The 20,267-nt window shown below is 71.2% G+C and carries 20 protein-coding genes and 1 tRNA gene; 10 read left to right on the top strand and 11 right to left on the bottom strand.

Going from position 1 to position 20,267, the window contains the following annotated elements; genetic code table 11:
- The 3 genes from G3I65_RS30495 to argS all read right to left on the bottom strand — a co-directional run.
- Window positions 1-1,017, bottom strand: a 1,017-nt coding sequence (locus G3I65_RS30495; protein WP_163046780.1) for a homoserine dehydrogenase, incomplete at its 3' end; no start/stop codon positions are given.
- Between the two features lie 5 nt (window positions 1,018-1,022).
- On the bottom strand, window positions 1,023-2,453 hold the full coding sequence (gene lysA / locus G3I65_RS30490; RefSeq protein WP_160699168.1) for a diaminopimelate decarboxylase: 1,431 nt from the start codon (window positions 2,451-2,453) through the stop codon (window positions 1,023-1,025).
- A gap of 3 nt (window positions 2,454-2,456) precedes the next feature.
- On the bottom strand, window positions 2,457-4,112 hold the full coding sequence (gene argS, locus G3I65_RS30485) for an arginine--tRNA ligase (protein ID WP_160699167.1): 1,656 nt from the start codon (window positions 4,110-4,112) through the stop codon (window positions 2,457-2,459).
- 196 nt (window positions 4,113-4,308) lie between these two features.
- Between argS and G3I65_RS30480 the strand changes: the two genes are divergently transcribed.
- Both G3I65_RS30480 and G3I65_RS30475 read left to right on the top strand, forming a co-directional pair.
- A complete protein-coding gene (locus G3I65_RS30480) occupies window positions 4,309-5,118 on the top strand; it encodes a DUF3105 domain-containing protein (protein WP_160699166.1) in 810 nt (269 codons plus the stop codon).
- Window positions 5,115-5,798 carry a DUF305 domain-containing protein gene (locus G3I65_RS30475; RefSeq protein ID WP_160699165.1) on the top strand — a complete coding sequence of 228 codons (684 nt, stop codon included), beginning with the start codon at window positions 5,115-5,117 and terminating at the stop codon, window positions 5,796-5,798. Before G3I65_RS30480 ends, G3I65_RS30475 begins: the two co-directional genes overlap by 4 nt.
- A gap of 1 nt (window position 5,799) precedes the next feature.
- Here G3I65_RS30475 and G3I65_RS30470 read toward each other — a convergent pair whose 3' ends face one another.
- The 3 genes from G3I65_RS30470 to G3I65_RS30460 all read right to left on the bottom strand — a co-directional run bounded on the left by G3I65_RS30470 (window position 5,800) and on the right by G3I65_RS30460 (window position 9,621).
- On the bottom strand, window positions 5,800-6,999 hold the full coding sequence (locus tag G3I65_RS30470; protein WP_125312921.1) for an MFS transporter: 1,200 nt from the start codon (window positions 6,997-6,999) through the stop codon (window positions 5,800-5,802).
- Between the two features lie 434 nt (window positions 7,000-7,433).
- Complete coding sequence (locus G3I65_RS30465) at window positions 7,434-8,354, bottom strand: cation diffusion facilitator family transporter (protein ID WP_160699164.1); 921 nt, start codon at window positions 8,352-8,354, stop codon at window positions 7,434-7,436.
- A 154-nt stretch (window positions 8,355-8,508) separates the two neighbouring features.
- Window positions 8,509-9,621, bottom strand: coding sequence for an epoxide hydrolase family protein (locus G3I65_RS30460; protein WP_160699163.1), 1,113 nt, complete (start codon window positions 9,619-9,621; stop codon window positions 8,509-8,511).
- Between the two features lie 151 nt (window positions 9,622-9,772).
- On the opposite strand from G3I65_RS30460, the gene G3I65_RS30455 reads away from it, so the two are divergent.
- The 3 genes from G3I65_RS30455 (at window position 9,773) to G3I65_RS30445 (ending at window position 12,263) form a co-directional block, all read left to right on the top strand.
- A tRNA-Arg gene (locus G3I65_RS30455) sits at window positions 9,773-9,845 on the top strand.
- Window positions 9,846-10,377: 532 nt separating this feature from the next.
- Entirely contained in the window at window positions 10,378-11,898 is a 1,521-nt protein-coding gene (locus G3I65_RS30450; protein WP_160699162.1) for a carbohydrate-binding protein, read from the top strand.
- An 89-nt stretch (window positions 11,899-11,987) separates the two neighbouring features.
- On the top strand, window positions 11,988-12,263 hold the full coding sequence (locus tag G3I65_RS30445; RefSeq protein ID WP_160699161.1) for a YggT family protein: 276 nt from the start codon (window positions 11,988-11,990) through the stop codon (window positions 12,261-12,263).
- On the opposite strand, the gene G3I65_RS30440 is transcribed toward G3I65_RS30445, so the two are convergent.
- Window positions 12,260-12,910, bottom strand: a complete 651-nt coding sequence (locus tag G3I65_RS30440) for a TetR/AcrR family transcriptional regulator (protein WP_125312832.1) — start codon at window positions 12,908-12,910, stop codon at window positions 12,260-12,262. The genes G3I65_RS30445 and G3I65_RS30440 overlap by 4 nt on opposite strands.
- A 115-nt stretch (window positions 12,911-13,025) precedes the next feature.
- Here G3I65_RS30440 and G3I65_RS30435 point away from each other — a divergent pair, with 115 nt between their 5' ends.
- Both G3I65_RS30435 and G3I65_RS30430 read left to right on the top strand, forming a co-directional pair.
- Window positions 13,026-14,207, top strand: a complete 1,182-nt coding sequence (locus G3I65_RS30435; protein ID WP_160699160.1) for an FAD-dependent monooxygenase — start codon at window positions 13,026-13,028, stop codon at window positions 14,205-14,207.
- A 69-nt stretch (window positions 14,208-14,276) separates the two neighbouring features.
- Window positions 14,277-15,263 (top strand): MCE family protein, encoded by a 987-nt coding sequence (locus tag G3I65_RS30430; protein WP_160699159.1) that lies wholly within the window; start codon window positions 14,277-14,279, stop codon window positions 15,261-15,263.
- Here G3I65_RS30430 and G3I65_RS30425 read toward each other — a convergent pair.
- Together G3I65_RS30425 and G3I65_RS30420 are read right to left on the bottom strand one after the other, a co-directional pair.
- Entirely contained in the window at window positions 15,260-16,069 is an 810-nt protein-coding gene (locus G3I65_RS30425) for a class I SAM-dependent methyltransferase (RefSeq protein WP_160699158.1), read from the bottom strand. The two genes, G3I65_RS30430 and G3I65_RS30425, sit on opposite strands and share 4 nt — an antisense overlap.
- Window positions 15,990-16,496 (bottom strand): PaaI family thioesterase, encoded by a 507-nt coding sequence (locus G3I65_RS30420; protein WP_160699157.1) that lies wholly within the window; start codon window positions 16,494-16,496, stop codon window positions 15,990-15,992. Before G3I65_RS30420 ends, G3I65_RS30425 begins: the two co-directional genes overlap by 80 nt.
- 64 nt (window positions 16,497-16,560) lie before the next feature.
- Between G3I65_RS30420 and G3I65_RS30415 the strand changes: the two genes are divergently transcribed.
- Window positions 16,561-16,986: a MarR family transcriptional regulator gene (locus G3I65_RS30415; RefSeq protein WP_160699156.1), complete on the top strand. Its 426-nt coding sequence runs from the start codon at window positions 16,561-16,563 to the stop codon at window positions 16,984-16,986.
- Here the strand turns inward: G3I65_RS30415 and G3I65_RS30410 are convergent.
- Together G3I65_RS30410 and G3I65_RS30405 are read right to left on the bottom strand one after the other, a co-directional pair.
- Entirely contained in the window at window positions 16,967-17,704 is a 738-nt protein-coding gene (locus G3I65_RS30410) for a class I SAM-dependent methyltransferase (protein ID WP_160699155.1), read from the bottom strand. The genes G3I65_RS30415 and G3I65_RS30410 overlap by 20 nt on opposite strands.
- Window positions 17,704-18,621, bottom strand: a complete 918-nt coding sequence (locus G3I65_RS30405) for a proteasome assembly chaperone family protein (RefSeq protein WP_160699154.1) — start codon at window positions 18,619-18,621, stop codon at window positions 17,704-17,706. Before G3I65_RS30405 ends, G3I65_RS30410 begins: the two co-directional genes overlap by 1 nt.
- Window positions 18,622-18,793: 172 nt before the next feature.
- Between G3I65_RS30405 and G3I65_RS30400 the strand changes: the two genes are divergently transcribed.
- Window positions 18,794-19,303, top strand: a complete 510-nt coding sequence (locus G3I65_RS30400) for a PH domain-containing protein (protein WP_160699153.1) — start codon at window positions 18,794-18,796, stop codon at window positions 19,301-19,303.
- Window positions 19,304-19,374: 71 nt separating this feature from the next.
- Window positions 19,375-20,267 (top strand): PH domain-containing protein (locus tag G3I65_RS30395; protein WP_166640772.1); only part of this gene is annotated, 893 nt, incomplete at its 3' end.

Genomic DNA, 20,267 nt, shown 5'->3' with positions numbered 1-20,267 from the left:
TTCGCGCGGGCCGCGGCCGCCTGCCACCCGGTTGCGGGCCACCGCGACGAGGTCGCCGAGCACCGCGCTCGCGGTCGGTGCGCCGCCCGCGCCCTGGCCGTAGAACATCAGCTCGCCCGCCGCGTCCGCCTCGACGTAGACGGCGTTGAACGCGCCGCCGACGCCCGCCAGCTGGTGGCTGCGCGGGATCATCACCGGGTGCACGCGGGCCGAGACGGACTCGACGCCGTCGTCGTCGGTGACGCGCTCGCAGATGGCCAGCAGCTTGACCGTGCGGCCGAGCCCCCGGGCCGCCGCGAGGTCGGAGGCGGTGACGTCGGCGATGCCTTCGCGGTGCACGTCCGACGCCGTCACGCGGGTGTGGAACGCCAGCGACGCGAGGATCGCGGCCTTCGACGCGGCGTCGTAGCCGTCGACGTCGGCGGTCGGGTCGGCCTCGGCGTACCCGAGCCGGCTGGCCTCGTCGAGCGTCTCTGCGTAACCGGCGCCGGTGGAGTCCATCGCGGACAGGATGTAGTTCGTGGTGCCGTTGACGATGCCCATCACCCGCGTGATGCGGTCGCCGGCCAGCGATTCGCGCAGCGGCCGCAGCAGCGGGATGGCGCCGGCCACCGCGGCCTCGAAGTAGAGGTCGGCGCCCGCCGCGTCGGCGGCCTCGAACAGGTCGGCCGAGTGCTCGGCGAGCAGCGCCTTGTTCGCCGTGACCACGGACTTCCCGGCCTTCAGCGCCGCCAGCAGCCAGCCGCGCACCGGCTCGATCCCGCCGACCAGCTCGACCACGACGTCGACGTCGTCGCTGGTCACGAGCTTCTCGGCGTCCGCGGTCAGCAGCTCCGGCGGCAGCTCGGGGTGCTTGTCCGGGCGGCGCACGGCGATGCCGGCCAGTTCGACCGGCGCGCCCGCCCGCGCCGCCAGCTCGCCGGCCTGCTCGGTGAGCAGCCGGGCGACCTCGCCGCCGACCGTCCCGCAGCCGAGCAGGGCGACGCGGATGGCCGGGCGTTCCTCAGGGGCAGCCACTGTGTTCAGACCTCCAGGCGGAGCATGTCGTCGGTCGTCTCCCGCCGCAGCAGCAGCCGGGAGCTGCCGTTGCGCACCGCGACCACGGCCGGGCGCGGCTGCCGGTTGTAGCTGCTCGCCATGGAGTAGCAGTAGGCGCCGGTCGCCGCGACCGCCAGCAGGTCGCCGGGAGCCAGGGTGTCGGGCAGCCAGCAGTCTCGTACGACGATGTCGCCGGACTCACAGTGTTTTCCCACGACCCGGGACAGCACGGCCTGCACCGGCTGCTCGTTGTCGCCCGCGGACCGGGACACCACCCGGACGTCGTACACCGCGTCGTAGAGGGCGGTCCGGATGTTGTCGCTCATCCCGCCGTCGACGCTGACGTACCGCCGCGCGGACTCGTCGCCGAGCGAGACGTCCTTGATGGTGCCGACCTCGTACAGCGTGATCGTGCCCGGACCGGCGATCGCGCGGCCCGGCTCGCCCGCGATGCGCGGCACCGGCAGGCCCGCGTACGCGCATTCCTTGCGGACGATCTCGCGGATCTGCGTGATCATCTGCGCCGGCGGCGGCGGGTTGTCCTTCTCGGTGTAGGCGATGCCGAACCCGCCGCCGAGGTCGACCAGGCTCAGCTGGTCGAGCAGCTCGGCGCCGTGCTCCTTGGCCAGGTCGGCGAGCAGCCCGACGACGCGGCGGGCGGCCACCTCGAAGCCGTCGGCGTCGAAGATCTGCGAACCGATGTGGCTGTGCAGGCCGACGAGCTTGAGCGAGGACGCGTTGAGCACCCGGCGGACCGCCTCGGCGGCGTCGCCCGACGCCAGGGAGAACCCGAACTTCTGGTCCTCGTGCGCGGTCGCGATGAACTCGTGGGTGTGCGCCTCGACGCCGACGGTCACCCGGATCAGCACCGGCTGCACGACGTCGTGGCGCGCGGCGATGTCGCTCAGCCGCGCGATCTCGTAGTAGGAGTCGAGCACGACCGTGCCGACGCCCGCGACGACCGCGGCTTCCAGCTCCGCGGGCGACTTGTTGTTGCCGTGGAAGGTGATCCGCTCGGCCGGGAAGTTCGCGCGCTGCGCCACGGCCAGCTCGCCGCCGCTGCAGACGTCCAGGCTCAGCCCCTGCTCGGCCACCCAGCGGGCGATCTCGATGGAGAGGAACGCCTTGGACGCGTAGTGCACGAGCGAGGGGTCGTCGAACGCCTCGGCGTAGTCCGCGCACCGGGACTTGAAGTCGGCTTCGTCGACGACGAACAGCGGCGTGCCGTGCTGCTCGGCCAGCTCGCGGACGTCGACGCCGGCGATCCGGACGACGCCGTCGGCGGCGCGGAAGGTGTTGCGCGGCCACACTTTCGCGGGCAGCTTGTCGAGCTCTTCGACCCCGGACGGCTGGAGCCCGGAGGTGTCGGCGTGGGGGTAGACGTCGGCGTGCCTGGGGCCCGCGGGGTGCGCCATTTCTTACATCCGTTCCGGAGCGGAGACACCGAGGAGGGCGAGGCCGTTCGCCAGCACCTGGCGGGCGGCCTCGCACAGCGCGAGCCGGGCGTACGTCAGAGGGGTCGCCTCTTCGTCGCCCATGGGCAGCACGCGGCCCACGGTGTAGAACTTGTGGTAGGCGCCCGCGAGTTCTTCGAGGTAGCGCGCGATCCGGTGCGGCTCCCGCATTTCGGCGGCGCGGCGCACGGTTTCCGGGAACTCGCCGATGGTGCGGATCAGGTCGCCCTCGGCGGGCAGGGTGAGCAGTCCGAAGTCGACGTCCGAAGTGGACTTGAGGCCGAGATCGGCGGCGTTGCGCTGCAGGGACGCCAGCCGCGCGTGCGCGTACTGGACGTAGTAGACCGGGTTGTCGTTGGAGTGCTTGCGCAGCAGGTCCAGGTCGACGTCCAAAGTGGAGTCCACCGAGTAGCGGATCAGCTCGTAGCGGGCCGGGTCGACGCCGACGGCCTCGACGAGGTCCTCCATGGTGATCACGGTGCCCGCGCGCTTGGACATCCGGACCGGCTTGCCGTCGCTGACCAGGTTGACCATCTGGCCGATCAGCACCTCGACCGTGGCCGGGTCGTCGCCGAACGCCGCCGCGGCGGCCTTGAGCCGGGCGATGTAGCCGTGGTGGTCCGCGCCGAGCATGTAGATGCACAGGTCGAAGCCGCGGTTGCGCTTGTCCTTGAAGTAGGCCAGGTCACCGGCGATGTAGGCCGGGTTGCCGTCTTGCTTGATGACGACGCGGTCCTTGTCGTCGCCGTACTCCTTCGACTTCAGCCACCAGGCGCCCTCGTCGAAGTAGAGGTTCCCCGAGTCCTTCAGCTCCTGGACGGCCGCGTCGACCGCGCCCGACTCGTGCAGCGAGTTCTCGTGGAAGTAGACGTCGAAGTCGGTGCCGAACTCGTGCAGGCTCTGCTTGATCTCGCCGAACATCAGCTCGATGCCGATCCGGCGGAACGTCTCGTGCCGCTGCTCCTCGGGCAGCGAGAGCGCGCTCGGCTCGGCCTTGATGACCTCGGCGGCGATGTCGTTGATGTAGCCGCCCGCGTAGCCGTCCTCCGGCGCGGGCTCGCCCTTCGCGGCGGCGATCAGGGACCGGACGAACCGGTCGATCTGGGCACCGGCGTCGTTGAAGTAGTACTCGCGGGTGACCTCGCCGCCCTGCGCGCCCAGCACCCGGCCCAGCGCGTCGCCGACCGCGGCCCAGCGGGTGCCGCCGAGGTGGATCGGGCCGGTCGGGTTCGCCGAGACGAACTCCAGGTTGATCCTGGTCCCCGCCAGCGCGTCCCCGCGGCCGTACGCGGCGCCTGCGTCGAGCACCTGGCGCACGATGTCGCCCTGCGCGGCGGCGGCGAGCCGGAAGTTGAGGAAGCCGGGGCCGGCCACCTCGGCCGAGGCGACGCCGTCGTCCGCCGAGACCGCCTCGGCCAGCGCCTCGGCGAAGTCACGAGGCTTCAGCCCGGCCTTCTTGGCCACCTGGAGGGCGATGTTCGTCGCGTAATCGCCGTGTTCGGGGTTGCGCGGGCGTTCGATGGTCACCTGCTCCGGCAGCACGGCGTCGTCGATGCCGCGTGCGGCGAGCACCTGCACGGCGGAGCTGCGGACCAGGTCGGCGAGAGCGGCGGGAGTCACCTGCCGAATTCTAGGTGTGCCCAGGTCGGGGCCTTTCATCGGTCTCGGCCATGTCACGGTCGGCGTCCGCGTGAGGCGTTAACGGTGATCAGACGCGTGGTCTCTACACTGGCCCGGGCGGGAATCCGTCCGCAGCCACCAGAGGGAGAACGCGGGAGCCATGGCGAACGGGACAACTCGGAAAAAGGGTTCGGCGGTGAAGGCGGCCCGCGGTTCCGTGGTGAGCAAGAAGGGCACGCCCTGGGGCACGATCATCGCCGTCGTGGCCATCGTCGCACTGGCCGGCGCCGTGATCACCTACTACATGGTGGCGTCCGCGCCGAAGCGCGAGCAGTCCGGCCGCGAGGCGGCCGCCGCTTCGTTCGCGCCGACGGCGTCCGACCCGGACCCCTCCAAGCGCATCCCCGGCGTGGTGACCGCGAACTACACCGGCAGCGTGCACGTGCTCCCGACCGAGCGCGTCGCCTACGACAAGACCCCGCCGTTCGGCGGCCCGCACGACGGGTACTGGGCCACCTGCACCGGCAAGGTGTACCCGAACGCCGTCCGCACCGAGAACATGGTGCACGCCCTCGAGCACGGCGCCGTCTGGATCGCCTACAACCCGCAGCAGGTCACCGGCGACGCGCTGAACCTGCTCAAGGTCCGCGTCGAGGGCAAGCCGTACACGATGATGTCGCCGTACCCGGGCCTGGACAAGCCGATCTCGCTGCAGTCCTGGGGCCACCAGCTGAAGCTGGACAAGGCCGACGACGCGCGCATCGACGAGTTCATCGCGGCGCTGCGGAGCAACCCGAACGGCGTCTACCCCGAGGTCGGCGCGTCCTGCGACGCGCTCGGCGCGGGCCAGTTCGACCCGGACAACCCGCCGCCGTTCGACCCGTCGAAGCCGGGCCCGGACGCCAAGCCGATGGACTACAAGGGCACGCCGAACGCGCAGACCGACCAGAACGGCGGCATGAGCCAGCAGCCGTCCGCACCCGCGTCGGGCACGCCCACCAAGTGAGTTCCGAAGAACAGCCCACGTGGTCGCGCTGGGTGATCATCGGCGGGACGCTGCTCGCGGTCCTGCTGATCGGCGCGACCGCGGGCATGTTCCTGACCCGCGCGATCGACGACGCCCCGGCTGCCACCCCGGCAGCCGGGTCCGTCGAGGTCGGCTTCGCCCAGGACATGTCGACGCACCACCTCCAGGCCGTCACGATGGCCGGCTGGGCCCGCGACCACTCGACCGACCCGGAGATCCGCCAGCTCGCGTTCGACATCGAGCGCACCCAGCTGGAGCAGGTCGGCCGCATGAAGGGCTGGCTCATGCTGTGGGACCAGCCCGAGCAGCCGATCGGCGCGCCGATGAAGTGGATGACGGAGCCCATGCAGGGCCACGACGGCATGGCGATGGGCACGGGGTCGGTCAACCCCGGCGCCGGCCCGCTGATGCCGGGCATGGCGACCGAGGCCGAGCTGGCCAAGCTGCGCTCGCTGTCGGGCAAGCAGCTGGACGTGTTCTTCCTCCAGCTGATGCTCCGCCACCACCAGGGCGGCACGGAGATGGCCCAGTACGCGACGGCCCATTCGAACCTGACGGCGTTGCAGGCGCTGGTGCGGAGCATCTTGACTTCGCAGGGGGCCGAGATGGACCAGATGAAGCTGATGCTGTCGGCCCGGGGCGCGCAGCCGCTCCCCTGACTCAGCTCCGCCGGGCCACCAGCGCGAGCGGCGTGAGCGCGAGCACCGCCGCGACGCCGGCCACGAGCGCGTACCCGCCCAGCCCGAACAGGCCGCCGGCGATGATGCCGCCGAGCCCGGAGGCACTCCACACCAGCGCGTCGATGACCCCCTGCAGCTGGGTGCGCTCGTCGTCGGCGAGGCTGCGGCTCAGCAGGGCGCTCGACCCGACGAACACCAGGTTCCAGCCGTAGCCCAGCAGGAACAGCGCCAGCGGCAGCCCGGCGGTGTGCGACGTCGGCGCGGCGATCACCGTCACCGCGGCGAGCACCAGCACGCCGACGCCCGCGGTGATCGTGGCCCGCCCGCCGATCCGGTCGGCGATCTTCCCGGACAGCGGGGCCAGCGCGAACATACCGATCATGTGCGCGCTGAGGACGTAGCCGACGACCTCGAGGCCGTGCCCCTGCCGGTGCAGCTGCAGCGGCGTCATCGTCATGACGGTCACCATGGTCACGTGCGCCGCGGTCATCGACACCAGCGGAACCAGCACGACCCGCCGCTTCAACGCGGCGGCCACTCGGGCGAGCGTCAGCGGCGGGCGCTTCGGGCCCTGGGCGGGGAAGGCCGTCTTCGGCATGGTCGCGCTGGCCAGCAGCGCGATGGTGCACAGCAGCGCCGCGAAGCCGATCGCGCCGGAGGTGCTCGGCAGCCCGAAGAACCCCGCGGTGGCGGCGGCCGGCTCGAGCAGCGCGGGCCCGGCGATCGCGCCGATGGTGCCCGCCCAGACGATGATGGAGAGCGCGAACCCCTTGCGGTTGTCCGGGTACAGCTCGGCGGCGGTGTACCGGACCAGCCCCGCGGCGCCGTTCCCGATCCCGAGCATGGCGAGGCCGGGCAGCAGGAGCAGAAGATTGGCGAACACCCCGCCGAGGAATGCGACGAGCCCGCCGAACGCGGCCACGCCGTAAACCAGTTTCAGCGAGGTCCGCGCGCCCTTTTTCCCGATGAGCACCCCGAGGTAGAGCGCCCCGAACGCGGTACCGGCGACGACCGCCGCGTTGGGAATGCCGCTCCACCCGTCCCCGTGCGCATCGGAGGCGATCAGGGTGCTGACCGTCGTCGCACCGGTGACCGCGGTGTTCAACGCCGCGGCGCCGGTGAACAGCACCCCCATCGCACGCGTTCTGACCGTCGTGGTCTTCGTCACGATTTCCGTCATGGACCGACGGTAGTACCGCCATTAGGCCGAGCTATTCCTCATTCTTGCGCGATTACTCCTGGGTCTTGCATTCCGGGGAATCGGTGATCAAGCAGACTGCGGATTCCGCTGCGAGGACGGTTTCCGGCAACGACGTGCGCACTGTGCGGAGTGCTCCGGAGCTCCTGTGATCAGCGGCGGAGGTGCGAACCGGCGCTCGTCCGGCTGGCGGCTGCGACACCTGCCACGACCAGAAGATTCCGTGGGAAGGCGCTGGAAACGGATGCCCGTGCCTGGCCGGACTTGATCGAAGCCAGCCGGAGAACGGGAAGATCGCTTCGAGCGTGAATTCGCTGGTGAGAAGCGGTTTCTCCCGCCGCGTAGAGGTGCCCTCGGCAAGATTCGGACCTGCGACACCTGCCTCCGGAGGGCAGGTGTCATTCAGAAGTCCGCCACTACCAGGAAAGCTCCTGGCAACGACGTGCGCACTGCGGCGCCTCCACCTGCAAGGTGGCGTGCTCGATCGCGTACCGCGACGCGAGCAGGTTCTGCGCCTCGGTCAGCACGTCCGACTGCCGCGCTGGCGGCGCGAGCGTCAGGTGCGCCGAAGCCACCTCCATGCCCGAGGTCAACGTCCAGATGTGCAGGTCGTGCACGTCGGCGACGCCCGGCAGCGCGGCGAGTTCGGCGTTGATCGCGCCGACGTCGACGCCCTGCGGTGCGTGCTGGAAGAGGATGCGCAGCGCCCGGCGGGCCAGCACCCACGTGCGCGGCAGCACGAACAGGCCGATCGCCACACCGATGATCGGGTCCGCGTAGCGCCAGCCAGTAAGGAGCGTCAAAGCGCCGCTGATCAGGACGCCGACCGAGCCGATCAGGTCCGCGACCACTTCGAGGTACGCGCCGCGGACGTTGAGGCTCTCCTTCGCGCCCGCGCGAAGCACCGTGAACGACACCACGTTGGCCACCAGGCCGGCCGCCGCGGCGAGGAGGACGGGGAGGCCGGGGACCGCGGGCGGGTCGCCGATGCGGCCGACGGCCTCGAAGACGACGTAACCCGCGACGCCGAAGAGCAGGATCGCGTTGCCGAGCGCCGCCAGCACCTCCGCGCGGTAGAGGCCGAAGGTGCGGCTGACCGTGGGGCCGCTGCGGCGCGCCAGGATGATCGCGGCCAGTGCCATGCCGACGCCGAGGACGTCGGTGAACATGTGCGCCGCGTCCGAGATCAGGGCCAGTGAGCCGGTCGCGAAGCCGACGGCGAACTCGAGCACCATGAAGCCGGCGCCAATGGCCAGGGCGATGCTCAGGCTGCGCACGTACCGGCCCGACGCGCTCGCCGGCGCGATCGCGTGCCCGTGGCCGTGTCCCTGCCCCATACCGCCTCCGTTCCCGGTTCACCGTCGCCGCAAACATATAGTGAGATGCGCATATGTGCAACAGAGGGCAGCCTAAGTTCACCCACCCGGAAAGCTACCCCGGCGGACGGTCACGACCAATCCACCAGGCGGGGTTTCCCGCCTGGTGGATCCGTCACGCTTCGCGAACCAGCCGGAAGAACCCGCGAACCTGCTCGACGAACAGCCGCGGCTGCTCGAGCGCGGCGAAGTGCCCACCGACGGGCAGCTCCTCGAACCAGCGCAGGTCGGTGTAGCGCCGCTCGGCCTGCCGCCGCGACGGCCGGACGATCTCCTTCGGGAACACCGAAACCCCGGCCGGAACGTCCACCGTGGACCGGTCGGTTTCGCTGTTCTCCCAGTACATCCGCGCCGAGGAGGCCGCCGTCGCGGTGAACCAGTAGACGGAGATGTCGTCGAGGATCTTCTGCCGGTCGACGGCGTCCTCGAGGTGCCCCTTGTGGTCGGTCCAGGCCCAGAACTTCTCGGCGATCCAGGCTGCCTGCCCGGCGGGCGAGTCGGTGAGCCCGTAGCCGAGCGTCTGCGGCCGCGTGCCCTGCTCGGCGGAGTAGCCGCTCCCGGTCCGCCGGAACTCCTGCAGGTCGGCCAGCGCCCGTTGTTCGGAAGCCGTCAGCTCGCCCTCGTCCAGCCGCACGGGCGCGAAGTTCACGTGCACCCCGGCCACGCGCTCGGGCGCGACCTTGGCGAGCGCGTTGGTGATGGCGGCACCCCAGTCGCCGCCCTGGGCGCCGTAGCGGTCGTAGCCGAGCGACACCATCAGCTCGTCCCACAGCGCGGCGACGCGCGGAATCTTCAACGCGGGCTTGTCGCTCCACCCGAACCCGGGCAGCGACGGCACGACCACGTGGAACGCGTCGGCCGGATCACCCCCGTGCGCCCCGGGGTCGGTGAGCGGCCCGACGACGTCGAGGAACTCCAGCACGGACCCGGGCCACCCGTGGGTGAGCACCAGCGGCAGCGCGTCCGGCTGCTCGGAACGGACGTGCAGGAAGTGCACCCCGACCCCGTCGACGGTGGCCCGGAACTGCGGAAAGTCGTTCAGCCGCCGCGCGAACCCGAAGTCGTACTCCTCACCCCAGTCCCGGCAGAGCTCCTTGACGTACGCCAGCGGCACCCCCTGCGACCAGTCACCCACGGTTTCGGCCTCGGGCCACCGAGTCCGCCGCAACCGCTCCCGCAGGTCGGCGATATCGCCCTCATCGAGAGCTACCTGGAACGGCTCGGCCATCACGGCTCCTTCTGGTGGGGGTTTCCCACGCTAGCGACGGTCCGCGCAGCCGATCAACTTCATCGCCCCGACCTGCGCAAACGCGGGTGGGGGAACCTGCGCGCGAGGGGGCTGGGGGATGCGCTAAGCTTTCGAAGTCGCCCAGCGATGGGCCCTCGTAGCTCAGGGGATAGAGCACTGCCCTCCGGAGGCAGGTGTCGCAGGTTCGAATCCTGCCGAGGGCACCCCCGTGGGAGCGGGTGAAACCGCTCCTCACCTGCGCTTTTGCGCTTGAAACGGTTCTTCTCGCACTCCGGCTGTCTGCAGCCTCATCCCGCTTTTGAACGAGTGTCCACGCCCAATGCGTGCCCACGGTCGCAGCATGGGCTCTCCGTCTCCGACCCGTCTTGTGAGTGCCGATCGAGGAACGCGGCGTAGATCTCCAGTAGCACCGACACCGAGCGGCCGGCTCACAACGCGACCCTCGCCGCGTCGACACCCGCGGCCAGCCGCATGCTGACCGCGGCGTCGGCACCTTCTTGCGTACCGCTCGCCATGGGGGCCTCGGCGGCCAGTCCTACCCATCCGGCTCGCGCGCGTCGCGGCAGCAGAACGCGGAAAGCGCTTTCAGACATCCACTGAAAGCGTTTTCAAAAGACGTGACCCAGTTGGCCGACCCCACCCGCACATCCCCGGTGATACCGTACGCCTCAACGGAAACCGACGTTTCCTGGGAGCGCTCTCACCCTCTGAAATCACACTCACCAGGAGGCGTGCATGAGTTCATACGCAACACTGGCGGCCACCGCGGCCCTCATCGCGGCGACGGCGACGGTCACACCGGCGGCAGCCGCCACCCAACGCGTCGAAGCCGAAGCCGCCGCCTGCACCGGCACGATCGACAGCAACTGGGCGGGTTACTCCGGCACCGGCTTCTGCAACGGCGACAACGCCATCGGCGCCTACGTCCAGTTCCCCACCTCCGGCGCCGAAAGCGTCACCGTCCGGTTCGCCAACGGCACCACGAGCGCCCGGGCCGCCGACCTCCTCGTCGACGGCGTCAAAACCCAGTCGCTCTCCTTCCCCGCCACCGGCTCCTGGTCGACCTGGGCGTCGCAAACCCTCACGCTGCCCGCCGGCAGCAGCACCGTCCGGCTCAGCCCGACCACCACCGGCGGCCTGCCCAACATCGACTACGCCGAGTTCACCACCGGCGGCACCCAGGCGGGCACCACCCTCTACGCCGCCCCCAACGGCAAGGACTCCGCCGCCGGCACGCTCGCCGATCCGCTGACGCTGCCCGCCGCGATCGCCAAGATCGGCGCGGGCGGCACGATTTCGCTGCGGGGTGGCACCTACAGCTACTCCCAGACCGTCACGATCCCGCCCGCCGACAGCGGGACCTCGAGCGCCCGCAAGACGCTCTCCGCCTACGCCGGCGAGACGCCCGTCCTGAACTTCTCCGCCATGTCCGAAGACCCCGCCAACCGCGGCCTCGCGCTGAACGGGTCGTACTGGCGGGTCGCCGGCATCGTCGTCGAACGGGCCGGGGACAACGGGATCTTCGTCGGGGGCAGCAACAACGTGATCGAACGCGTGGTGACCCGCTTCAACCGCGACTCCGGGCTGCAGATCTCGCGGATCGCGTCGGACACCCCCAAGGACCAGTGGCCGTCGAACAACCTCGTCGTCAGCTCCGAGTCGCACGACAACGCCGATTCCGACGGTGAGGACGCCGACGGGTTCGCCTCGAAGCTCACCTCCGGCACCGGCAACGTCTTCCGCTACGACGTCTCGCACAACAACATCGACGACGGCTGGGACCTCTACACCAAGACCGACACCGGCCCGATCGGCCCGGTGACCATCGAGGACTCGCTCGCCTACTCGAACGGCACGCTCACCGACGGCACGGTGAACACGAACGGCGACCGCAACGGCTTCAAGCTCGGCGGGGACAAGATCGCCGTCAACCACATCGTGCGGCGGGACATCGCCTACCGGAACGGGCACCACGGGTTCACCTACAACAGCAACCCCGGCACGATGACCGTCTCCGACAACGTCGGCATCGACAACGCCGAGCGCAACTTCTCCTTCGACACCGGCACCTCGGTGTTCCGCACGAACACCTCGTGCCGGTTCGCCGTCGCCGGGTCGAACGACAAGACCGCCGGGAACGCCGACAGCTCGAACCAGTTCTGGACCGGCTCGAACGGCTCCCGGTGCTCGTCGTACAGCGGGACGCTGCGGTGGTCCTTCGCCTCGGACGGCCGGTTGGTCGTCACTTTCGGGTGACCCATCCTGTTGAAAAGCTGTGAAACGGACGGATCCGGCACTTTCCGGGTCCGTCCGTGCGTTCTCCGGGTAGTGAGAACGGAGGAACCATGGGTGCCCTGTGGACGCTGCTCGGCTTCGCGCTGAGCCTGTACCTGCTGGTACTGGTCGCGCGGATGGTGCTGGACTGGGTCGCGGTGGTCGCCGACACGCCACCGTGGGCGCGGCGGGCGCGTGGGCTCGCCTACGCCGCCACGGAGCCGGTGATCGGGCCGGTCCGGCGGGTCGTGCGGCCGGTGCGGATCGGCGGGATCTCGCTCGACCTCGCCTTCACGCTGGTCTTCATCGGTGTCATCGTGCTGCGGAGCATCGTGTTCGCGCTCTAAAGCGTGCCGCGGAACCCCGCGGACAGCCGGTCGACGCCGCTCTCCAGCTCCGCGCGCAGGCCGCGCAGGTCGATGCCGTCCGGGTCGATCAGCGCCTGCATCGAGATGCCGCGCAGCTGCGCGAGCAGCGCCGAGGCGTACGCGTCGGCGTCGCGGACGCCGGTGATGGAGCCGTCCGCGACGCCGCTGGCCACGGTCTGGGCGATGGCGAAGCGGAACCGGCGGTCGGCCTCGGTCAGCGTGCCGCGCAGGGCCGAGTACTCCGCCGCGCCGTCGCCCCAGAGCGCGAGGAACGCCTGGTTGAGCGTCGGCATCGTGCGGATCAGCTCGAAGATGATGTCGAGCAGTGCGCGCAGCATGTCCATCGGCGTCGCGGTGGCCGCGCCGGTCCGGGCCGCGACGGCCTCGCTGTAGGAGTTGGTGAACTCTTCGACGGCGAACTCGACGAGCCGCCGTCCCAGCCCTTCCTTGTCGCCGAAGTGCTGGAAGACGACCGATCGCGCGTAGCCGGAGCGCGCGCAGACGGCGCCGATCTTCAGCCTGCCGAACCCTTCCTCGGCGATGAGGTGCGCGGCGGCACCCAGGATGCGCGCCTCGACGGCTTCGTCGCCGTCCTGCGGGGCCCGGTCTGCGGTGGAGCGGTCCACCGCGCCATGCTAGCCACTCGAACCCGGCCCCACCGGGCGAACGGTCAGCGAACCGTGCGCGGACCGTCAGCGGCGCCGCGCACTCTCGGGTCACCACGACCGAGAGGAACCCCCGATGAAGACCGTGCTCGTCTCCGGCGCCGGCATCGCCGGCCCGTCCGCCGCCTGGTGGCTGCACCGCGGCGGCTACCGCGTCACCGTCGTCGAGGCCGCTCCCACGCTGCGCCCCGGCGGCCAAGCCGTCGACTTCCGCGGCGAACAGGTCAAGCTGCTGGCCGCGATGGGCGTGCTGGCCGACATCCGCCGGTGCGAGACGGCGATGGGCGACCAGACCGTGCTCGGCCTCGACGCGCGGCCCGCGCTGACCGTGCCCGGCGCCGCCTGGAGCGGCGAGGTCGAGATCCTGCGCGGCGACCTCGCGCGGATCCTCTACGAACACACGAAGGACGACGCCGAATACGTCTTCGGTGACCGCGTCACCGCGCTGCGCGAAACCGCCGACGGCGTCGAGGTGACCTTCCGCCACGGCGCGCCGCGGAAGTTCGACCTGGTCGTCGGCGCCGACGGCGTGCACTCCGGCGTCCGCGCCGCCGCGTTCGGCCCGGAGCGGGACTTCCGCCGCGACCTCGGCTTCGGCATCGCCGGCTTCACCGCGCCCAACCACCTCGGCCTCGACCACACCAGCGTCATGTACAACGAGCCCGGGCGCGGCGTGACGGTCGGCAGCCACCGGCTGCCCGGCAAGCTGCACGTCAGCCTGGTCTTCGCCGCCGACGGCGTCGAGTTCCGCCGCTCCGCCGACGAGCAGCGCGCCCTCGTCGCGCGGCTGTTCGCGAACACCGGCTGGGAGGTGCCGAAGCTGCTCGAAGCGCTGCCCGCGGCCGACGACCTCTACGTCGACTCGATCAGCCAGATCCACCTCGACCGCTGGGCGAAGGGCCGGGTCGTGCTGCTCGGCGACGCCGCGTGGTGCGCCGGGCCGGGCGGCTCCGGCACCGGGCTCGGGATGATGGGCGCGCAGGTGCTGGCCGGCGAGCTCGCGGCGGCGGGCGGCGACCACGTGACCGCGTTCGCGAAGTACGAGCAGCGGCTGCGCAAGCCGGCGACGGTCGGGCAGAAGAACGGCAAGGGCTCGGGCAACTTCCTGGCCCCGCTGACGGCCGAGAAGATCCGCAGCCGCAACCGCGCCTACCGGATGATCAGCACCCGGTTGTTCGGCAAGGTGTTCACCTGGATGACCGACCGCGCGGCCAACGCGCTCGAATACCGGGACTACCCCGCGCTCACCGCCGCGTGAGCCGGCGATCTTCGTCTCATCGGGGGACTCGGCTGGCGGCCCGGCGTGGCGTGCGTCACCCTCGACGCCATGTCACCGCGCCGGGCCGCCGACGCCCCCGTCAGGACGGCGATCGCCGGGCTGGCCGTGCTGGCCCTGGGCGTCGTGGCGGCGCTGAACGTCCGGTCCCTGCCCGTGATCGGCGACGGCACCACGTACTCCGCCGAATTCAGCGAAGCGGCCGGCCTGTTCGCGGGCAACGACGTCCGGATCGCCGGGGTCAAGGTCGGCCGCGTCACGGACCTGAAGCTGAGCGGCGACCACGTGCTGGTTTCCTTCAAGGCCAAGGACGCCTGGCTCGGCGACGCGACGGGCGCGGCGATCCGGCTCAAGACCGTGCTGGGCCAGAAGTACCTCGCGCTCGACCCGGAGGGCGAAGCCACGCTCGATCCCGGGCAGCCGATCCCGCGGTCCCGCACCAGCGTCCCGTACGACATCCTCGCCGCCTTCGGCCAGCTTTCGTCCACTGTGGACAAGATCGACACGGTGCAGCTGGCGAAAAGCTTCGACACGCTTTCGGCGACGCTCGCGAACACGCCGCAGGACGTCCGCGCCGCGCTCACCGGGCTGTCCCGGCTGTCGGATTCCCTCGCGTCCCGCGACCACCAGCTCGCCACGTTGCTCGCCAACACCAGGGTGGTGTCGAAGACGCTCGTCGACCGCGACGCCGTCGTCCAGCGGCTCTTCGACGACGGCAACCAGCTGCTCTCCGAGGTGAGCAACCGCGAACAGGCCATCACGTCGCTGCTCGACGGGTCACGGCAGCTCGCCACCGAGCTTTCCGGGCTCATCGACGAAAACGAGGCCCAGGTCGGCCCGCTGCTCACCCAGCTCGACCAGCTGACGTCGATGCTGCAGCGCAACCAGGACGCGCTGGCCGCCGGCATCAAGGGGTTCGCGCCGCTGGTCCGGCTCGGCACCAACATCGCCGGCAGCGGCCGCTTCATCGACGGCTACCTGTGCGGGCTGATCCTGCCTTCGATGGGCCCGCTGAACGAGGAAGGCTGCCACGGCTAGGGCTTCGTGATCTTCACCGTCACCTGGTTGTCGCTGTAGGTGTAGGCGACGTACTCGAACTCGACGCCGGTGCGCTCGACGTACTCCGTCCAGGCTCGGTACTCGTGCCGCTTCCAGCCGGGGAAGTTGAAGAACTCGTCGAAGTGCACGATGCTGCCCGCGCGCAGCCGCGGCCCGCAGAGGTCGAGCACGGTCTTGGCGGAGCTGTAGAGGTCGCCGTCGACGTGCAGGAAGTCGACGTGCAGGGGGTGTTCGGCCAGGAACCCGGGCAGGCTGTCGTGGAACAGCCCGACGACGAGTTCGGCGCCGGGGACGTCGGGCAGGTCGTCGCGGGCGAACGCGCCGGCGGGCATGCCGTTGAGCCACGCCTCGGGCAGCCCCTCGAAGGAGTCGAAGCCGTAGACCTCGCGGCCGCCGCGGGCGCCGGCGATGGTCCGCAGCGTGTTGCCGGACGCGACCCCGAACTCCAGCGCCATGCCTCCTTGCGGCGCCAGGGAAAGCGCGTACTCGAGCGTTTCCTTGGGCTTGCCGAAGTGCCGGGAGCCGACGAGGTGCTCGCGGGCGAAGACGTTGCTCTCGAGGGCGGCGTCCTGGTCGCCGGCGTAGACGATGTCGCGGCGGCTGCGGATCTCGAACTCCACCACCCGATCGAGGACCCGGTCACCCTGGCGGACGATCTCCTCCCGGAGCTCCGCGGCCATCCGGTTCAGCTGATCGGTGTACGGGTCATGCACTTTCGAGGCCAGCGCGTGCAGCAGCTTGCCCAGGGTTTTCCGTACCGGTGAACGGTTTTTCGCGCGGTTCATCCCGGGACGGTACCTGACGCGCCGGCACCAGGCGGGCACTCCCCTGCGCGGCGGCACACAGCGTGGCCGCACCGTCGCGGTCCACTGTGTACACCTCGCACCGGCAGGTCGCCCGGGACCGGCCGGCCTGCACGACGACGGCGCGGGCCCGCAGCGTCGCACCCACCGCCGGGCGCAGGTAGTCGATCGTGAAGCCGGCCGTGAGCAGCGCCGGGCCGAGCACCGTGCCCGCGGCGAAGGTGAGCGCGTTGTCGGCGGCGTAGGCGAGCACCCCGCCGTGGAGGTAGCCGTTCTGCTGCGCGAGCTCGTCGCGGATGTCCAGCTCCAGCGTGGCGGCGCCGTCGCCGAACTCGGTCAGCCGGGCGCCGAGGAGACGGCTGAACGGCTGGCTCTCAAGGCCTCGGCGGGCTGCTTCGATGTCGAGCATGACCCCTCACTTCACTAGTGAAGTGAGCATGGCGCGAGACGCCGCCGCCTGTCAAGATCGGGGCGTGCCCGAACCCGACCAGCGCCTGTTCTTCCTGCTCCAGCAGGCCGCCCACCGCCTGCGCGTGGACGCCGACCGCCGGCTGGCCGCCGCGGCGGGCATCACCTCGGCCCAGCTCGGCGCCCTCTTCGCGATCCGCGAAGGCGGCTTGACCCAGCGGGACCTCGCCGTCCGCCTCGGCCAGCGCGAGTCGGCGGTGACCGCGATGGTCACCCGGCTCGCCGGCGCCGGCCTGGTCGCCAAGCGGGCGCACCCGAGCGAGCACCGCGCGATCGTCCTGGAGCTGACCGCGGCGGGCGAGGCGGCACTGGCCCGCGTCGCGCCCGAAGTCGAAGAGATCAACGCGCGGCTGCGGGCGGTGTTGGGCGAGGACGGCTTCCAGCGGACAGCCGAAGCCGTCGGGAAGCTGGCTAGCTGGCCGCCACCATGAGCCGGAAGCCCGCGTCCCACTCCGGGAGGGCCAGCAGCTCCGCGTGGTCGGCGTGCCACCGGCCGGACTCGAGGTCGGCCCGCAGCCGGTCCATCCCGCGCTCGACGGCCGAGGGCGACGTCTGCGCGAGCGCCGAGCAGGCCCGCCGCACCGCCGGGTCCAGGTAGGCCTCGGGGCGCCGCCAGTGCGCCGGGAACACCCCGTCGGTGAAGTCCCACGGCACCGGCAGCGGGAGCACCGACGACGCGCCGAGGTGGTCCGCGATCTCCGCCGCCGACGGGCGCGACCGCTCGAGCGCCGCCACCTCCGGCACGTACTCCCGCACGAGCCAGAAGTCGTTGTGCAGCGCGGTGTCGTAGGCCAGGACGACTTGCCGGGGCGCGACCCGGCGCAGCTCGTCGAGGCCCCGGCGCCAGTCCGGCCAGTGGTGCACGGTGAGCACCGCCAGCGCGGCGTCGAACGTCCCGGCCGCGAACGGCAGCGCCTCCGCGACCGCCCGCACGACCGGCGCGGCACCGGGACAGCGTTGCCGGATCATCTCCGCCGACGGCTCGACGGCGACCACCCGGCGGCCCGGCGGCTCGTACGACCCGGTCCCGGAACCGACGTCGAGCACGGAACGCGCGGCACCCAATGCGTCGAGGACCGGCGCGAGCCAGCGCGGGTCGGTGCGCCGCCCCAGCGCGTACCCGACCCCGATCTCGTCGTAGCGCGCCATCAGCGCTCGGTGCCGTCGCCGCCGTTCTGCTCGGCCAGGAACCGCTCGAACTGCGAGCCGAGCTCCTCGGCGGTCGGCATGTGCTCGACGGACTCCGCGAGCAGCGACCCCTTCTCCGAAGCTTCGACGAACGTGTCGTACTGCCGCTCCAGCGCGCGGACGACGTCGGCGACCTCGTCGGACTCCGCGACCTGCCGGTTGATCTCGGCGTCGGCCAGCTCCGCGGCCTCGCGCAGCTCACCCTCGGCCAGGCTCAGCCCGGTCGCGCGGCTCAGCGCGTCGAGCACGATCAGAGAAGCCGCCGGGTACGTCGACTGCGCCAGGTAGTGCGGCACGTGCGCGGCGAAGCCGACTGCGTCGTGGCCCCACTCGCCGAGCCGGTACTCCAGCAGCGCGGCGAGGCTGCCCGGCACCTGCAGCCGGTTCGGCAGCGGCTGGTGGTCGCCGACCAGGTCCTGGCGGGTGGCGTGCGCGGTGACGCCGAGCGGGCGGGTGTGCGGCGCGCCCATCGGGATGCCGTGGAAGCCGGCGGTCAGCCGGACGCCCCAGCGCTCGACCAGGTTGCGGACCGCGCGGCAGAACCGCTCCCAGTCGTGGTCCGGCTCCGGGCCCGAGAGCAGCAGGAACGGCGTGCCGTCGGTGTCGTGCAGCAGGTGCACGACCAGCTCGGGCGCGTCGTAGTCCTCCCAGTGGTCGACCGCGTAGGTCATGGTCGGCCGCCGCGAGCGGTAGTCGATGAGCCGGTCGACGTCGAAGCGGGCGACCACCCGGTGCTCGCCGGTCAGCAGGTGCTCCGCCAGCAGACGGCCCGCCGAGCCGGCGTCCATGAACCCTTCGAAGTGGTGCATGAGCACCGCTCCGGTCAGGTCGGGGACGTCCGAGTCCACCTCGTACAGGTCGTCGGGATCGAGTCCCACCGGGTCCTCCTGCTTGCTCTAGGACAATCCTTGAAGCACAACACACGCGTGCGGGGATTCCATTCCACCGACGGTGGCGCCGATCGTAACGGCACGCGATCGAGGCCGGACCGGATCGGCATCGTGACGTCTGTCGTGGGCACGCAAGTCTCCGATCGGGCACGCTTGAGGCGTGACCGACCACACCACGAACACGGCGCTGCGGCTGCGGCCGCCGGCGCACCGGGTCAGCCGCCGGGCCATCGGCTACTGGGCGGCGACCGCCGCCATCCTCTGGATCGTGCTGATCGGGCTGCAGACCGTCATCGTGGTGACCAGCGACGATCCGCCGTCGTTCCTCAGCGTGACGCTGGTGATCTCGTGCGTGCTCGCGCCGCTGCACCTGCTCGTGATGCCGCAGTGGCGCTACCGCGTGCACCGCTGGGAGGTCACCGGCGAGGCCGTCTACACCCAGGCGGGCTGGCTGAAGCAGGAGTGGCGGATCGCGCCGGTCTCGCGGATCCAGACCGTCGACATCGAGCGCGACCCGTTCGAGCAGCTGTTCGGGCTGGCGAAGATCACCGTGACGACGGCGTCCGCGGCGGGGCCGCTGCGCATCTCGGGCCTGGCCCACGGCCGCGCGCTGGAGCTGGCCGACGAGCTGACGAAGACGACCCAGGCCGTGCGCGGGGACGCGACGTGAGCACCGAGACGGTCGTGACGCCGCCCGCCGAAGGCACGCAGGACGCGCCCTGGCACCGCCTCGACCGGCGCATGCTGCTCATCCGGCCGGTGCTGGACCTGGCGAAGTCGCTGCCGGTGCTGCTGGGCGCGCTGCTGTTCGGCCACGGCGAGCCGTGGCAGTGGATCGGGCTGGCGTTCACCGCGATCGCCGTGTGCACCGGCGTCTCGCACGTGCTGACCTCGCGCTACCGAATCACCGCGACGCAGGTCGAGTGGCACACCGGGCTGCTGCTGCGCAAGCAGCGCGCGATCCCCCGCGACCGGATCCGCACGGTCGACGTCACCTCCGAGCCGAAGCACCGGCTGTTCTCCCTCGCCGCGGCGCGGATCGGCACCGGGCGGCACTCGCACGGCAAGGGTCCGGGCAAGGACGAACTGGTCCTCGACGCCGTGACCACCGCCGAGGCCCAGCGGCTGCGGACACTGCTCTTACACCGTAAGGCCGAAGCGGTCGCCGCCGCGCCGCCGGAGCAGCTCGTGGCCGCGGTCGACAAGAAGTGGCTGCGGTACGCGCCGTTCACGCTCTCGGGCCTCGCGGTGGTCGGCGCCGTGGTCGGCACCGTCTACCACTTCGCGCACGAACTGCACTTCGACCCGATCCAGTTCTCGCTGGTCCAGACCGTCGTCGGGCACTTCACGGACACGCCGACGTGGCTGAGCCTGGTGCTGGCCGCCGCCGGGCTGCTGGTGCTCGTGTCGGTGCTGTCGGTCGGCGGGTACGTGCTCTCGTTCTGGAACTACCGGCTCACCCGCGAGCCCGCCGGGACGCTGCACATCCGGCGCGGGCTGATCACGACGCGCTCGGTGTCGATCGAGGAGGAGCGCCTGCGCGGCGTCGAAGTCCGCGAGCCGCTGCCGCTGCGGCTGGCCGGCGGCGCCCGCGTCGTCGCCATCGCGGGCGGCCTGCGGGAGGGCAAGGGCGC

Source organism: Amycolatopsis sp. SID8362, assembly GCF_010550475.1.
Classification (GTDB): domain Bacteria; phylum Actinomycetota; class Actinomycetes; order Mycobacteriales; family Pseudonocardiaceae; genus Amycolatopsis; species Amycolatopsis eburnea.
Note: the sequence above shows the minus strand (reverse complement) of the source record. Positions and strands in the feature narration are given on the sequence as shown.